This is a genomic window from Idiomarina loihiensis (genome assembly GCF_024584785.1).
GTDB classification, from domain to species: domain Bacteria; phylum Pseudomonadota; class Gammaproteobacteria; order Enterobacterales; family Alteromonadaceae; genus Pseudidiomarina; species Pseudidiomarina fusca.
Genome location: NZ_CP074112.1, coordinates 881,949 through 896,648 on the forward strand (window position 1 = coordinate 881,949; position 14,700 = coordinate 896,648).

The following is a 14,700-nucleotide window of genomic DNA, read 5'->3' on the forward strand; positions in this document are numbered from 1 at the left end:
CAGCAGCACATTATTAGTTGAATCTAGGAGTCCGAGGACACCATGCAAGCCATTGAATTATTAACGACTCGTTCATCTATGCCTCGGTTAGTTGCACCTGGGCCAACTCATGAACAATTACAATTGATGTTTCAGGCCGCTTGCAGAGCACCTGATCACATGGCCTTGATGCCGTATTCTTTTACGCTTTATCAAGAGCAGGGGCGCGCTAAGTTGGGCACAATATTTGCCAGTGCCGCAAAGGCTCGCGAGCTTAATGAAACGCAAGTGGCACAAGCCCAAGAACTGCCTTTGCGAGCACCTGCAGTGATTATGGTAGCAATGCGGGCACAGCAACACGACAAAGTACCGCGCGATGAGCAACTGGCCTGCGCTGCCTGCGCCACCTTATTGCTGCAGCAAGCTGCGTTCGCACAAGGGTTAGGGGCCATCTGGCGTACTGGATGGTTAGCCGAAGATGAGGTGGTTAAAGCTCAACTTGGCTTAGCGCCAGCCGATGCTATCGTTGGCTTTTTATACGTTGGTACGCCAGCGGTCGCTACGCCCATCAAGCCTGATAAAGATTGGCAGAGTAAAGTTGAGATAGTGGAGTAATAACTTAGGCTCACAACGAACAACGCCGAGGGGTTACTCGGCGTTGTGACAGCAGCAGCTACTTAAACGGGTAGCCCAATAGCGTCTTAGAAATCAGCGTTTTTCGGAGCCCGCGGGAACGGGATCACATCACGGATGTTACCCATTCCAGTAACATAGGTGACCAAGCGCTCAAAGCCCAAGCCAAAGCCGGCATGAGGAACTGTGCCGTAACGGCGTAAATCACGGTACCAACCGTAGTGCTCAATCGGCAAGCCCATCTCTTGCATGCGCGTATCAAGGCGATCTAAGCGCTCTTCACGGGCGCTACCACCTATAATTTCACCAATACCTGGCGCTAACACGTCCATGGCTGCGACGGTTTTGCCGTCATCATTTTGGCGCATGTAGAATGCTTTGATGTCCTTCGGATAGTTCTTCAGAATAATAGGCGCACCTACATGTTCTTCAGCTAAATAACGTTCGTGCTCAGATTGTAAATCCATGCCCCATTCAACGGCGTACTCAAACTTCTTGCCACAATTTTGCAAGATTTCGACCGCAGTGGTGTAATCCATGTGCACGAACTTATTGCTCACCACATGCTGTAAGCGATTAAGGACATCCTTATCCACCCGTTGCTGGAAGAAGGCCATGTCATCGGCTCGTTCGCTCAATACCGCATTGATACAGTATTTCAGCATATCTTCAGCTAAGTCTGCGATCTCGTTAAGATCGGCAAAGGCTAGCTCTGGCTCAACCATCCAGAATTCCGCCAAGTGCCGGCTGGTGTTTGAGTTCTCGGCACGGAATGTGGGGCCGAAGGTGTAGATTTTAGATAGTGCACAGGCGTATGTTTCACCGTTAAGCTGCCCTGATACTGTCAAAAAGGTTTCTTTACCAAAAAAATCCTTACTGAAATCAACATCACCTTGTTCAGTGCGTGGTAAGTTGAGTAAATCTAAGGTAGATACTCGAAACATCTCGCCAGCGCCTTCGGCATCTGAGGCGGTGATGATTGGCGTGGCAACCCATAGGTACCCACGTTCATGAAAGAAACGATGAATTGCTTGCGCTAAACAGTTGCGAACACGCATCACTGCACCGGTGATATTAGTACGTGGGCGTAAGTGAGCAAATTCACGCAAATATTCCATCGAGTGCGGTTTGGGCGACATCGGATAGGTGTCAGGATCTTCAACAAAGCCAAATACTTGTACGGCTGTAGCTTGCAACTCGAAAGATTGACCTTTGCCCGCAGATTCAGCCACCGTACCTGTCACCGCAACACTACAACCGGTCGTGAGTTTTAACACGTCATTGTCGTAATTATCGAGTTGATTTGGAACTACAGCCTGAATTGGATCAAAACAAGAACCGTCATGCACATTGATAAAAGAAATTCCTGCTTTTGAATCGCGGCGGGTACGAACCCAACCACGAACAGTAACTTCTTCACCAACGGCAATTTTCCCCGATAAAACATCGACAATGGTAGCGCAGGACATGGGCCTAAAAACTCCGTTTGTTGAACAAATAAAAAGATAGTGAGTTAACACATCACAAATAGACCGTTATGTTACCTTGCTTTGCGTCAGACTCAAGCGAAAATCAACGCCTTTCTACCTGTTTCACGATTTCTTGCATGGCAAGGGTTAAACAAGCAAGTTGTTCGGGGCTAATAATGAAGGGTGGCATGATGTACAGCAATTTACCAAAGGGTCGGATCCAAGCCCCATGAGCAACGGCAATACGCTGGGCTTCAGCAACATCTAAGGGGGCTTGCATCTCAACCACACCAATAGCTCCGAATACTCTGACCTCAGCAACGCAGGCATATTGTACGAGATGCGCTAATTGTTGCTGCAGCGATTGCTCTATTTGAGCTATTTGTTGCTGCCATGGCGACGCCAATAGGAGTTCAATGCTGGCACAAGCGACCGCACAGGCGAGTGGGTTAGCCATAAACGTCGGGCCGTGCATAAAGGTACCGCCTGCGGGTCCATGGCTGATGGTGGTAGCAATGTCAGTAGTGGTTAATACGGCTGCAAGCGTCATGTAACCACCGGTTAAGGCCTTCCCTAAGCACATAATATCGGGGCTGATTGCAGCATGTTCACAAGCAAACAGGGTGCCAGTGCGGCCAAATCCGGTAGCAATTTCATCGGCAATCAACAACACCTGATAGTGGTCACAGAGTTCTCGGATTTTGCGCAAATAGTTTGGATGATAAAAACGCATACCGCCAGCTCCTTGCACTATCGGTTCGAGGATAACCGCGGCCAGTTCCTGCTGATGTTGCTGTAACAGGTGCTCGATGGCGTCGGTTGCCGAGTCTTGCCACTGCTGCGTAGGGGTGATCTCAGGGCGGGGGGCAAATAATTGCTGACGTACACTATTTTGAAAGAGCCCATGCATACCATTTACCGGATCGCACACCGACATCGCCGCAAAGGTATCGCCATGGTAACCACCACGGATGGTAGCTAAACGATTTTTCTGTGGCTGTTGCCGTGCCACCCAATATTGCACAGCCATTTTGATCGCAACCTCCACCGCAACTGAGCCTGAATCAGCAAGAAAAACCTGTTGCAATGGTGCTGGGGTAAGTTCCACTAGTTGTTTACAGAGAGCAATGGCTGGGGCGTGGGTAATACCCCCAAACATCACATGGCTCATGTGCTGCAATTGGTCACTGACGGCCTGATTGAGCCGTGGATGATTGTAGCCATGAATTGCTGCCCACCACGAAGACATGCCATCAACCAAATGACGGCCGTCGCTGAGGATTAGCTCGCAGCCTGTCGCTGCTTCCACAGGATAGGTAGGCAGCGGCTTGGCAAATGAGGTGTAGGGATGCCAGATATGTTGCTGGTCAAAAAGTAAATCCGCCTGACTAATTTTGGTCATTAATTCATCACTTGTTATTTTAACGGTAATTATTAAGTTGACAGTTTAAAATGTCGAAGTAGGCTATGCAATAAGTGAATGAGCTATTGGATATTAGAGCGAGAGTTATGGCAGCTAGTGATGCAGTTAGGCACGATTGGAGTGCAACCGAGTTAGAGCAGTTATTTGAATTGCCTTTTAATGATTTGCTGTTTCAAGCACAGCAAGTTCATCGGCGTCATTTTGACGCTAATGCGGTGCAGGTTAGTACCCTGTTATCGATCAAAACAGGCGCCTGTCCGGAAGATTGCAAATACTGTCCGCAAAGCGCCCATTACCGCACTGATGTCGACAAAGAACGGTTGTTGGCAGTGAAAAAGGTTTTAGCAGAGGCAGAGGCAGCAAAAGCAGCTGGAGCCAGCCGTTTTTGCATGGGAGCCGCTTGGCGTAATCCCAAAGATCGTGACATGCCATACTTAATTGAGATGATTCAAGGAGTGAAACAGCTTGGGTTAGAAACCTGCATGACGCTGGGGATGTTAACGCCCCTGCAAGCTAAATCGTTACAACAAGCAGGGCTGGATTATTACAATCATAATTTAGATACCTCACCAGAATTCTACGGTGAAATTATAACGACACGAACCTATCAAGACCGCTTGGCTACGCTACAACATGTTCGTGATGCCGGCATGAAAGTCTGTGCCGGCGGCATTGTTGGCATGGGTGAGAGTCGGCATGATCGCGCTAGTCTTATTAGCCAGTTGGCACAGTTACCACAGCATCCTGAAAGCGTACCTATCAATATGTTGGTGAAAGTTAAGGGAACGCCTTTTGCTGAGCTGGAAGATCTTGATCCTTTTGAATTTGTGCGCACCATTGCGGTTGCTCGAATTGCTTTACCCACCTCCTTTGTGCGTTTATCAGCTGGCCGGGAGTCGATGCCCGATACCATGCAAGCTTTATGTTTTATGGCTGGTGCTAACTCTATTTTTTATGGCGAGCGGTTATTGACTACGGCCAATCCGGGTACTGATAGCGATCAGGCCTTGTTTCAACGGCTTGGCATCAAACCGCTACAACATACCGATTATGCGGATGAAGTACACCAAAGCGTGATAGCCGATGCGATTCAAGAGCAACGCCAACCTACACTCTATTATCCGGCTAAATAGGAGCAGGTGGCAAGATGCATCGGCAGGTAACTGATGCGCTGCAACACGCAGCATGGCAGCGCCAACAGCAACAACGTTGGCGTCAACCGCAAGTGCGACCTCAAGGGGTGTTGCTCGCTAGTAATGATTATCTAGGTTTGAGCGAACACCCCCAAGTTATTGCTGCCTACCAGCAAGCGTTGCAGCAATATGGTACGGGTAGTGGTGGTTCGGCGTTAGTGTGCGGCACCCAATCGCCGCATCTTTACTTGCAGCAACAATTAGCTGACTGGTTGGAGCGCGATAATGTCTTACTGTTTAGCAGTGGCTTCGCGGCCAATTTTAGTACCTTGCTGCAGCTTGGCAAACTCTACCACAAAATCCATGCCGACCGCTTAGCGCATGCCTCCCTCATTGATGGCATGCGCGCAAGTGGGGTGCGCTGGCAGCGTTTTGCTCATAATCAGTTGGCGCCTTTGCTGCCTGAATTAACGGCGACAGATCAAGCGCACTTAGTCGTTACCGAGAGTGTCTTTAGTATGGACGGCGACAGTCCCTGTTTAGCACAACTGCGGCAAGTGGCGGAACATGCTGATCTTTATGTCGACGATGCGCATGGTCTCGGCGTGGTTGGTGCCGATGGTCGCAGCATTGGTGGGGTGATGAATCAACGCCAATTGCCGCTGCTGATGCTGACCTTTGGTAAGGCGCTGGGGGTAGGCGGTGCAGCAGTGTTAGCGCCCACAGCTGTGATTGACTATCTTCATAATCATGCCCGAGAGTACATTTATTCGACGGCAATAAGTGCGGCGCAAGCAGCAGCGGTGAGTGCCGCAATTAAGCTGGTGCAAGCGTCAGAAGGAAGTTCGTTGCGCCAGCGCTTGCAAGAAAATATCGCCCATGTCTCTCGGCTCGCAGCTGAGTACGGCATCCCCCTTATGGCTGCCCCCAATACGGCCATTCAACTGGTGCCGGTGGGGACCGATAGCAAAGCATTGCAGCTGCAACAACACTTACGCAATCGAGGTTTTGTCGTGGCGGCGATTCGTCCGCCCACGGTGCCGCCAGGGCAAGCTCGGCTAAGACTAACCCTAAGTGCCAGCCATACACCGGCGGTGCTGACGCAATTGATGCAGGAGCTAGCCCAATGTCTGCAGCATTAACGCCCTTGCCGAGCCTGGCTCTAACGGCGGGTAAGCAGCAAGTAGCGCAACGTTTTGGTCGAGCGGCTAAGTCGTATCAACAGCATAACGAGTTACAACAACGTTGTGCGCAGCAGTTACTTCAGTTGCTGCCAGCCAAGGTAGGACAAGTGATTGATTTAGGCTGCGGTCCCGCGGTAAACACCATGGCTTTGGTGGCCCTGAGCACCGGTTATCTTGGCGTAGATATTGCCCCAGAGATGATTGCAGAAGCGCAACGCCAGGTTCGCAGCGTTGAGCATCAACACACCGCAGTTAATTGGCTGATCGCCGACGCTGAATCTTTACCCTTGCCTGCTGCCAGTGTGGATACTATTTTTGCCAATTTATCGTTGCAGTGGGTTGGCGATTTGGTAGCCACCATCAATCAATTTCATGCTCTGCTGCGTGCGCAAGGCTGTTTAGTCTTCAGTACCTTACTAGAGGGCTCGATGCAGCCCCTTGGAGCAGAGCTACAAGTCTTGCAAGGTGGGCAATGGAGCCACCGGCAATTCTATAGTGAAACCGAATTGCAGCAATTATTAGCCGCTTTACCCGGTTGGCAGCTTGAGTTTAAACGACTCCCAGTGACGATCATGAATGATTCGGTGCTGGCTATGTTGAAAGACTTACAGGGGATAGGGGCCACCTACCGTGGCGACGTCAATAGGTGGCAGCACCAGGCGCAGTTGCCGTCCGTGCTAAGTAAGTCTAAGTTACAGGCCCTGCAGGTTAACATGGCTAAGTATCGCAATGAGCAAGGCCGGTTGCCTCTACACTGGCAAGTGGCGCTAGTGAAAATGACCAAACAGACAGATTGATAAGAGCCAACCATGGATAAATTGTTTATCGCAGGAACCGATACTGACGCTGGTAAAACTGTGGTTAGCGTGACCTTGTTGCATGCACTACAAGCACAGGGCCGGCGTTGTCTCGCACTAAAACCGGTAGCCGCTGGTGCTACCTGGCGGCTGCATGAAGGCCAAGAGCGTTGGATGAATGATGATGCCGAAGCTTTGCAGCAAGCGCTGGCAACAACCTCTCATCAGCAAACCTACGACCAAGTTAACCCTTATTGTTTTGCAGATCCTATCGCCCCCCATATCGCTGCCGAGCATGCGGAACAAGAGTTAGTGTTGGCTGATATTTTGCAGCATATCAGAACATTAGAACAGCTGCCGGCTGAAATCCTAGTGATTGAGGGGGCCGGTGGTTGGCTCGTTCCTCTTAATGCGCAGCAGAGCATGGCCGATATAGCGGTGCAGTCTGGTGCCCAAGTGATATTGGTGGTCGGGTTAAAGCTGGGCTGTATCAATCACGCGCTACTTACAGCTGCGGCCATTAGCGCCAGTGGTGCTCATCTGGTTGGCTGGGTGGCCAACCAACCGCAACCGCAGCCGATGGTAGAACAAGCCGCAAATATCGCCAGCTTAGAGCAGCGCCTATCAGCACCTTGTTTAGGCGTTTTGCCCTATTGTCCGACTTGGCGCCAAGGGCACTTGGTTGATTACTTAGCAACGAGCCAATTACTGCAGTCGCTGTTGGCCGCCAATTCAAGCTTGTCGCCTGCTAAGAAGGCATAGCCAGGATGCGGTCCTAACAGTTGCATGGTGTCGCCAGTAACTTTCAAGGCAGTGCCTTCTTTGATCGCCAATACCGGTGTTGCAGGATCAACCAGCATAAATTCAGCCAAGCGTTGATCACGGGTTTCACCATGAAAGCCAGGGGCTTGATAGTCACTGTAATGAGGGTTTAATTGAAAAGGTACCAACTGCAGGGCCTTAAACGATGGCGGCTCGATGATCGGCATATCGTTGGTGGTACGAATAGTAAGCCCGGCAATGTTGGCGCCAGCACTCCAACCTGCATAAGGCATACCGGCAGCTACTTTATTAGCAATAAGCTTGAGTAAGTCATGTTGATAGAGCCGATTGAGCAACTGAAAGGTGTTACCACCGCCAATCATGATGGCACTGGCTTCATACACGGCTTGTTGTGGATGACTAAAGCTCTCAATGCCTTCTAGGGTAAAGGGTAAGTCCGCCAAGGCTGCCGCTACTTTGGCCGTGTAGGCGGTATCACCCAAGCCAACCCCCGCATAGGGTATAAACAACACTTTACTGGCGCTGGCAAAATGTTCGCGTAGCCAAGCTTTGCTGTGTTCTAGATAATCCGTTTGGCCAGCTTTTGAGCTACTCATTAATAAAAGTTTTGAGTGATTTGCCATGTGAGTACTCCGACAGCGTTAAAAGATACGCTATAAGCTAACAGAATTGACTGAAAAAAGCAGTTAAAGACCTTGTTTTTAGATACTTTTAACCCTATAACAAGGCTACGCTCAGGCAATTTTGTACGGGTGTTCCGTAGGATTTTATTAGAGGTAAATTCAGTATGTTGCGGATTGCATTATTTCTAGCCACTAACCTTGCCATTTTGTTGGTTTTGGGTGTGGTCATGAATGTTCTTATGCCAGCTTTAGGTGTTGATACCTCGGGTTACAGCGGTTTGTTGATCTTTGCTGCGGTCTTCGGCTTTGGTGGCGCCTTTATCTCATTGGCTATGTCAAAGTGGATGGCGAAACGCGCTGTCGGTGCACAGGTGATTAGTCAGCCTCGCAATCAAACAGAGCAATGGTTATTACGAACCGTACAACGGCAAAGTCAACAGGCCGGAATTCCGATGCCAGAGGTGGCCATCTATGATTCGCCTGAGCCTAATGCATTCGCAACCGGAGCCAGTAAAAAAAGCTCGCTCGTTGCGGTAAGTACCGGGCTTATGCGCAATATGACCCAAGCCGAAGTGGAAGCCGTACTAGCCCATGAGATCAGTCATATCGCCAATGGCGATATGGTTACTTTGACCCTCATTCAAGGGGTGGTAAACACCTTTGTTATTTTCTTTGCACGGGTAATTGCGGGCGTGATTGATAATGCAACTCGCAGTAATTCTCAGAATGGTCAAGGTTTAGGTGGTATTGCCTACTTTGCTATTGTGATGGTGTTAGAATTGGTCTTCGGTATTTTGGCCAGTATCATTGTCATGTGGTTTTCACGTCAGCGCGAATTTCGGGCCGACGCTGGCGCTGCCAAACTCGTCGGTGCGCATAACATGGTGGCAGCGCTGCGCCGCCTACAAGGTGCCCCAGAGTCAACTCTGGATGGTTCTATGATGGCGTTCGGTATTCAAACCAAACGCAGCTTTAGTGAATTATTTATGAGCCATCCACCGTTAGCAAAACGTATTCAAGCCTTACAACAAGGCCGTTAATCATTAATAGGAAAGAGAATGACGCATTGGAGTGCCCGTAGCTGGCGGGATAAACCAATTCAGCAGCAACCGCAGTATCCTTCGGCGCAACAATTGCAGCAGGTAGAACAGCAATTAAAAAGTTTTCCGCCGTTGGTCTTTGCCGAAGAAATTCGAGCCCTACGCAAACAGTTGGCCCAAGTGAGCTTGGGCCAGGGCTTTTTGCTGCAAGGTGGCGATTGTGCCGAGAGTTTCAGTGATTTCACTGCGCCGAAAATCCGCGATACCTTCAAGGTGATTCTACAGATGGCGATCGTCATGACCTTTGCTGGCTCATGCCCGGTTACCAAGGTTGCTCGTATGGCTGGCCAATATGCCAAACCGCGCTCTAGCGACACCGAGATCCAAGACGGCGTAGAGCTGCCGATTTATCGCGGTGATATTATTAATGGGGTTGATTTTAACGAGGACCAACGAATTGCTGATCCGCAACGGATGTTGCAGGCTTATCATCATTCAGCTGCAACTTTGAATTTATTGCGTGCTTTTGCGCAGGGTGGTCTTGCTGATTTGCACAAGGTGCATAAATGGAATATGAGCTTTGTGGCAGCTAATCCACTGAAAGAACAATATTTACAAGTAGCGGAACAAATTCAATCAGCGCTGAAGTTTATGGAAGTGTTGGGGATCACCTCGGCTACTAATGCCACCATTCACGAAACCCAGCTGTTCACTTCGCATGAGGCTTTGTTATTGCCGTACGAAGAAGCCTTAACCCGTACCGACACGCTTACTGGGTTGCCCTATGATTGCTCGGCTCACATGGTTTGGATTGGCGAGCGCACGCGTCAATTAGATCACGCTCACGTAGAGTTTATGCGTGGCATTCATAACCCAGTCGGTGTTAAAATAGGTCCAACTACCAAGCCTGATGATGTGATCCGATTGTTGGATGTGCTTAATCCAGAGAATGAAGCCGGCCGGATGACTTTGATCACCCGGATGGGGGCGAATAATCTGGCCGAAGCATTGCCGCATCTGGTGCGCAAAGTGAAAGCCGAAGGCCGTCATGTGGTGTGGTCGAGCGATCCTATGCATGGCAATACGGTGAAGGCTGATAACGGTTTAAAAACTCGTAACTTTGATGCGATTCACCAAGAGTTGCGACAGTTTTTTGCCGTGCATCAGGCGGAAGGCACTTACCCAGGCGGGGTGCATTTAGAAATGACGGGCGAAGACGTTACCGAGTGTACCGGCGGCGCTTATCAAATCAGTGAAAAAGACTTAACACAGCGCTATCGCACCCAGTGCGACCCGCGGTTAAATGCGGATCAAGTGTTAGAGTTAGCCTTTTTAGTCGCTGATTCATTGAAAGAAGCGCGCCAAGGTCGCGGTTAAATTTTTTGACATTTTCGAGGTTAAAGCAGTATATGTCACAGGCACAGGTTGAAACTACAGAGCAAGTTACTGAATTTTTTAATAACTTATGGCAAGACTATATTAAGTTAACGCCATCTGCAGCAAAGGTTCATGAAGTACTGGGCAAAGGTCGTGAAATTATTAATGACCATGTTGCCTTTCGTACCTTTAATATCGCACCAGTACGCTTAGCAACGTTGGCTCAGCACTTTGAGGCAATGGGCTATCAAGCTTGTGAAGATTATCATTTTGAGGCCAAGAAGTTGGTTGCTAAGCATTACGAGCATAGCAATCCGGCGCTACCTAAGATCTTCATTTCAGAGTTGTTAGTGGAAGAATTCTCTGACTCGCTGCAAACCATTGTGCGCAATCTGGTTGCGCAAATTGATCCGGCAGCCGTGGCCAGCCCAGACTTCTTGTATTCGGGTGCCCATTGGCAAATCAGCAGTGCTGACTACGAACAGCTCTTAGCTGAGAGTGAATATGCAGCTTGGATGGCGGCCTTTGGTTATCGCGCCAATCATTTCACCGTAAATGTGAATGAGTTACCTGATTATCAATCGCTCGAGCAAGTTAACCAAACTTTGAAAGAAGCGGGATTTAAATTGAATACTTCAGGCGGCGAAATCAAAGGCTCAAAAGAAGTGTTTTTAGAGCAGTCGTCAACGCTAGCAGACCATACGTTAGTGCGCTTTAGCGATATGGAAAAAACCATTCCTAGTTGCTTTTACGAGTTTGCTAAACGCTACGAAATAGCTCCCAACCGCCTTTATACCGGCTTTGTTGCTGCTTCTGCAGATAAAATCTTTGAAAGTACCAACGCGCGTACCGAACAAGAAATGTAAAGCGTCATAAATAGCAAGACACCGGGTTAAAACCGGTGTCTTTCTATATTGGTCTCGGCCAAAATTTTAGCGGCGATCTCTTCTACCGAAAAGCGCGTTGAATCCAAAAATGGAATGGCTTCACGGCGGTACATTTTTTCTACTTCCTGCAATTCAAATCGACACTGCGGCAATGACGCATAGGTGCTTCCTTCACGGCGCTTGCTGCGTATTTCGTGTAACCGTTGTGGGTCTAAGGTTAAACCAAATATTTTATGACGATGGGGTTTTAACACCTTAGGCAGTTGCAAGTTTTCCATATTGTCATCTTCGGTTAACGGATAGTTCGCCGCTTTAATGCCATAATGCAGGGCTAAGTATAGGCTGGTAGGGGTTTTACCGGTACGAGAAACGCCCAGCAGAATGATATCAGCCTCGTCGTAATTCGCGACGTTACTACCATCATCGTTAGCTAGACTATAATTCACCGCATCAATCCGAAAATCGTAGTTTTCGCGCACGCCTGTGTCCTCTTGAATACCATGGGTGCGATGGGTTTTGGGTTGGGCTGGAATACCAAGCTCTTTACTGAGGGGCGCCACAAAATAATCTAGGAAGTCGTAGCAGCTGCCTTGGCTCGACATGATGATACGTTTAATGTCGATACTGACAAAGGTGTGAAAGATGACAGGACGTTCGCCAGAGTCGGCGTAAGCCTGATTAATTTTATTGACCGCAGCCGTAGCTTTCGCTTCTGTATCAATAAAAGCAAGGGTCTTATGAACCACTTTTAAAGGAAACATCGACAGCATAGCGCGACCAAAAGCCTCAGCGGTTAGCGCCGTACCGTCTGAGATGTAAAAGATTGTGCGCATAAAGGGCAAATTCCTAGCAGATAAAAGTACATAAGATGTTAACTTGTTGCCCCCCAGTGTGTAAAATATAAAGCCATTCGGACAGTTACAAAAATGTAACTGTGTCACGCCTAAAACCTCACGAGGAACTCAACGTGCAGAACAACGTACAAGACTATGTGCTTTGGTATGATCAGCTAGGAATGAATGATGTCGGCCGTGTTGGCGGTAAAAACGCTTCTTTAGGTGAAATGATTAGTCACCTAGCCGGAGCCGGGGTCGATGTGCCAAACGGATTTGCAACCACAGCAGAAGCTTTTAACGAGTTTCTCGAGCAAAGTGGGGTAAACGAACGTATTCACGCAATTTTAGATACGCTCGATACCGATGATGTTAAAGCCTTAGCTGAGGCGGGCAAGCAAATTCGCCAATGGGTGATTGAAACGCCATTTCAGCCTGAGTTAGACCAAGCGATTCGAGCTGCCTATCAGGATCTGAGTGGTGGCAACGCTGAAGTTAGTTTCGCGGTGCGTAGCTCAGCTACGGCTGAAGATATGCCGGATGCCTCGTTTGCCGGCCAACAAGAAACCTTTCTAAACGTACGTGGTATTGATGCCATCATGGAAGCCATCAAACACGTATTTGCATCGTTATTCAATGACCGCGCTATTTCTTATCGCGTACACCAAGGCTATGACCACCGCGGCGTTGCTCTGTCAGCCGGGATTCAACGTATGGTGCGCAGTGATATCGCTGCCTCTGGGGTGATGTTCTCGATTGATACTGAATCAGGTTTTGATCAAGTGGTCTTTATTACCTCCTCTTATGGTTTGGGCGAAATGGTTGTGCAAGGTGCAGTCAACCCAGATGAGTTTTATGTGCATAAGCCTACGCTGAAAGCGGGCCGCAAAGCAGTGCTGCGCCGTAACCTTGGCAGCAAAAAAGTGCAGATGATTTACTCAGATGCAACCGCTCACGGTAAACAAGTGAGTATCGTTGACGTAGCACCTCAGCAAGCCCAACAATTTTCGATTAGCGATGCCGAAGTTGAAGCCCTTGCAAGACAAGCCGTTATTATCGAGCAGCATTACGGCCGTCCAATGGATATCGAATGGGCTAAAGATGGTATTGATGGCAAACTCTATATCGTTCAAGCACGCCCAGAAACGGTGCAGTCGAATAAAACCGGTCAAGCACTAGAGCGTTACGCGCTGAAAACTAAGAGTAGCGTTGTGGCCGAAGGTCGTGCCATTGGTCAAAAAATTGGCGCTGGTGTGGCTCGCGTGCTCACCGATATTTCCGAAATGGATAAAGTACAACCTGGTGATGTTTTAGTAACCGACATGACTGACCCAGATTGGGAACCTATTATGAAGCGGGCGGCGGCGATTGTAACCAATCGTGGTGGCCGTACCTGTCACGCAGCTATTATTGCGCGCGAGCTAGGTATTCCGGCAGTGGTGGGTTGTGGTGATGCCACCGATCGCATTGCCGCTGGTAGCGAAGTCACTGTGTCCTGTGCCGAAGGTGATACCGGTTACATTTATTCAGGCGCGTTAGATTTTGCCGTAACTACATCTGATGTAGGTGATATGCCAGCGTTGCCATTAAAAATCATGATGAACGTGGGTAACCCAGACCGCGCCTTTGACTTTGCTAGCTTGCCGCATGCGGGCGTTGGCTTGGCACGGTTAGAATTCATCATCAATCGAATGATTGGTGTGCATCCTAAAGCCTTGCTGAATTTTGATCAGCAAACGCCTGAATTACAAGAGCAAATTCGCGGCTATATGGCTGGTTACGAGAGCCCTCGTGAGTACTACGTGGGTAAGCTTACTGAAGGTATTGCGACCTTGGCGGCGGCATTCTCACCTGAGCGGGTGATTGTTCGCATGTCTGATTTTAAATCTAATGAATACGCTAATCTCGTTGGCGGCCGCCAGTATGAACCGCACGAAGAAAACCCCATGCTTGGTTTCCGCGGGGCATCACGCTATATCTCAACGGAATTCCGTGAGTGTTTTGCGATGGAGTGTGAAGCGATCAAACGAGTGCGCGATGAAATGGGCCTTACTAACGTTGAGGTGATGATCCCGTTTGTGCGTACCTTAGAGGAAGGCCGTAAAGTCATTGAACTCTTAGCCGAGCAAGGACTGGTGCAAGGTGAGCGTGGCTTACGAGTGATCATGATGTGTGAATTACCATCAAATGCCTTACTAGCGGATCAGTTCTTGGATATTTTTGATGGTTTCTCTATCGGTTCTAATGATTTAACTCAGTTAACTTTGGGCTTAGACCGAGATTCTGGCGTGATTGCTCATCTTTTTGATGAGCGCGATGAAGCGGTAAAAGCCATGCTAGCTATGGCTATTCAAGCGGCTAAGCGTAAAGGCAAATACGTGGGGATCTGTGGCCAAGGCCCTTCGGATCATGCGGATTTTGCTGCTTGGTTGGTTGAGCAGGGGATAGATTCAGTGTCATTGAATCCTGATACTGTTGTTGAAACTTGGTTGTATTTAGCGGAACACCACGGTTAAGCAGGCTTCAATAGCCTCAATAA

Annotated in this window: 13 protein-coding genes; 9 read left to right on the top strand and 4 right to left on the bottom strand. The window is 49.0% G+C overall.

The features are described from left to right. The first annotated feature begins 42 nt into the window (after positions 1-42). Positions 43-594: a nitroreductase family protein gene (locus tag KGF88_RS04130; RefSeq protein ID WP_153825671.1), complete on the top strand. Its 552-nt coding sequence runs from the start codon at positions 43-45 to the stop codon at positions 592-594. Between the two features lie 86 nt (positions 595-680). On the opposite strand, the gene asnS is transcribed toward KGF88_RS04130, so the two are convergent. Then, positions 681-2,081, bottom strand: coding sequence for an asparagine--tRNA ligase (gene asnS / locus KGF88_RS04135; protein ID WP_153825670.1), 1,401 nt, complete (start codon positions 2,079-2,081; stop codon positions 681-683). 103 nt (positions 2,082-2,184) lie between these two features. Then, positions 2,185-3,483 (bottom strand): adenosylmethionine--8-amino-7-oxononanoate transaminase, encoded by a 1,299-nt coding sequence (gene bioA, locus KGF88_RS04140; protein WP_153825669.1) that lies wholly within the window; start codon positions 3,481-3,483, stop codon positions 2,185-2,187. 107 nt (positions 3,484-3,590) lie between these two features. Between bioA and bioB the strand changes: the two genes are divergently transcribed. Genes bioB through bioD form a run of 4 tightly spaced genes read left to right on the top strand, consistent with a single transcriptional unit; the run spans position 3,591 to position 7,380 of the window. Then, on the top strand, positions 3,591-4,637 hold the full coding sequence (bioB, locus tag KGF88_RS04145; protein WP_153825668.1) for a biotin synthase BioB: 1,047 nt from the start codon (positions 3,591-3,593) through the stop codon (positions 4,635-4,637). Between the two features lie 14 nt (positions 4,638-4,651). After that, positions 4,652-5,779 carry an aminotransferase class I/II-fold pyridoxal phosphate-dependent enzyme gene (locus tag KGF88_RS04150; protein ID WP_153825667.1) on the top strand — a complete coding sequence of 376 codons (1,128 nt, stop codon included), beginning with the start codon at positions 4,652-4,654 and terminating at the stop codon, positions 5,777-5,779. Next, positions 5,764-6,618, top strand: a complete 855-nt coding sequence (locus tag KGF88_RS04155; RefSeq protein ID WP_153825666.1) for a methyltransferase domain-containing protein — start codon at positions 5,764-5,766, stop codon at positions 6,616-6,618. Before KGF88_RS04150 ends, KGF88_RS04155 begins: the two co-directional genes overlap by 16 nt. 12 nt (positions 6,619-6,630) lie before the next feature. Next, positions 6,631-7,380, top strand: a complete 750-nt coding sequence (gene bioD, locus KGF88_RS04160; RefSeq protein WP_153825665.1) for a dethiobiotin synthase — start codon at positions 6,631-6,633, stop codon at positions 7,378-7,380. Here bioD and pepE read toward each other — a convergent pair. Further along, positions 7,305-8,024 (bottom strand): dipeptidase PepE, encoded by a 720-nt coding sequence (pepE, locus tag KGF88_RS04165; RefSeq protein WP_153825664.1) that lies wholly within the window; start codon positions 8,022-8,024, stop codon positions 7,305-7,307. The genes bioD and pepE overlap by 76 nt on opposite strands. A gap of 164 nt (positions 8,025-8,188) precedes the next feature. Here pepE and htpX point away from each other — a divergent pair, with 164 nt between their 5' ends. Genes htpX through KGF88_RS04180 form a run of 3 tightly spaced genes read left to right on the top strand, consistent with a single transcriptional unit; the run spans position 8,189 to position 11,307 of the window. Continuing rightward, positions 8,189-9,064 (top strand): protease HtpX, encoded by an 876-nt coding sequence (gene htpX, locus KGF88_RS04170; RefSeq protein ID WP_153825663.1) that lies wholly within the window; start codon positions 8,189-8,191, stop codon positions 9,062-9,064. Between the two features lie 18 nt (positions 9,065-9,082). Next, positions 9,083-10,441, top strand: a complete 1,359-nt coding sequence (locus tag KGF88_RS04175; protein ID WP_153825662.1) for a class II 3-deoxy-7-phosphoheptulonate synthase — start codon at positions 9,083-9,085, stop codon at positions 10,439-10,441. Between the two features lie 32 nt (positions 10,442-10,473). Further along, positions 10,474-11,307 carry a DUF1338 domain-containing protein gene (locus KGF88_RS04180; RefSeq protein WP_153825661.1) on the top strand — a complete coding sequence of 278 codons (834 nt, stop codon included), beginning with the start codon at positions 10,474-10,476 and terminating at the stop codon, positions 11,305-11,307. Positions 11,308-11,333: 26 nt separating this feature from the next. Here KGF88_RS04180 and ppsR read toward each other — a convergent pair whose 3' ends face one another. Beyond that, entirely contained in the window at positions 11,334-12,161 is an 828-nt protein-coding gene (ppsR, locus tag KGF88_RS04185) for a posphoenolpyruvate synthetase regulatory kinase/phosphorylase PpsR (RefSeq protein WP_153825660.1), read from the bottom strand. Positions 12,162-12,295: 134 nt separating this feature from the next. On the opposite strand from ppsR, the gene ppsA reads away from it, so the two are divergent. Continuing rightward, entirely contained in the window at positions 12,296-14,677 is a 2,382-nt protein-coding gene (gene ppsA, locus KGF88_RS04190; RefSeq protein WP_257119966.1) for a phosphoenolpyruvate synthase, read from the top strand. Positions 14,678-14,700 lie beyond the last annotated feature (23 nt).

What these genes read in the sequence shown, in the direction of transcription:
- KGF88_RS04130 (WP_153825671.1), top strand. Translation starts at nt 43, where the DNA reads ATGCAAGCCATTGAATTATTAACGACTCGTTCATCTATGCCTCGGTTA.
- asnS (WP_153825670.1), bottom strand. Translation starts at nt 2,081, where the DNA reads ATGTCCTGCGCTACCATTGTCGATGTTTTATCGGGGAAAATTGCCGTT.
- bioA (WP_153825669.1), bottom strand. Translation starts at nt 3,483, where the DNA reads ATGACCAAAATTAGTCAGGCGGATTTACTTTTTGACCAGCAACATATC.
- bioB (WP_153825668.1), top strand. Translation starts at nt 3,591, where the DNA reads ATGGCAGCTAGTGATGCAGTTAGGCACGATTGGAGTGCAACCGAGTTA.
- KGF88_RS04150 (WP_153825667.1), top strand. Translation starts at nt 4,652, where the DNA reads ATGCATCGGCAGGTAACTGATGCGCTGCAACACGCAGCATGGCAGCGC.
- KGF88_RS04155 (WP_153825666.1), top strand. Translation starts at nt 5,764, where the DNA reads ATGTCTGCAGCATTAACGCCCTTGCCGAGCCTGGCTCTAACGGCGGGT.
- bioD (WP_153825665.1), top strand. Translation starts at nt 6,631, where the DNA reads ATGGATAAATTGTTTATCGCAGGAACCGATACTGACGCTGGTAAAACT.
- pepE (WP_153825664.1), bottom strand. Translation starts at nt 8,024, where the DNA reads ATGGCAAATCACTCAAAACTTTTATTAATGAGTAGCTCAAAAGCTGGC.
- htpX (WP_153825663.1), top strand. Translation starts at nt 8,189, where the DNA reads ATGTTGCGGATTGCATTATTTCTAGCCACTAACCTTGCCATTTTGTTG.
- KGF88_RS04175 (WP_153825662.1), top strand. Translation starts at nt 9,083, where the DNA reads ATGACGCATTGGAGTGCCCGTAGCTGGCGGGATAAACCAATTCAGCAG.
- KGF88_RS04180 (WP_153825661.1), top strand. Translation starts at nt 10,474, where the DNA reads ATGTCACAGGCACAGGTTGAAACTACAGAGCAAGTTACTGAATTTTTT.
- ppsR (WP_153825660.1), bottom strand. Translation starts at nt 12,161, where the DNA reads ATGCGCACAATCTTTTACATCTCAGACGGTACGGCGCTAACCGCTGAG.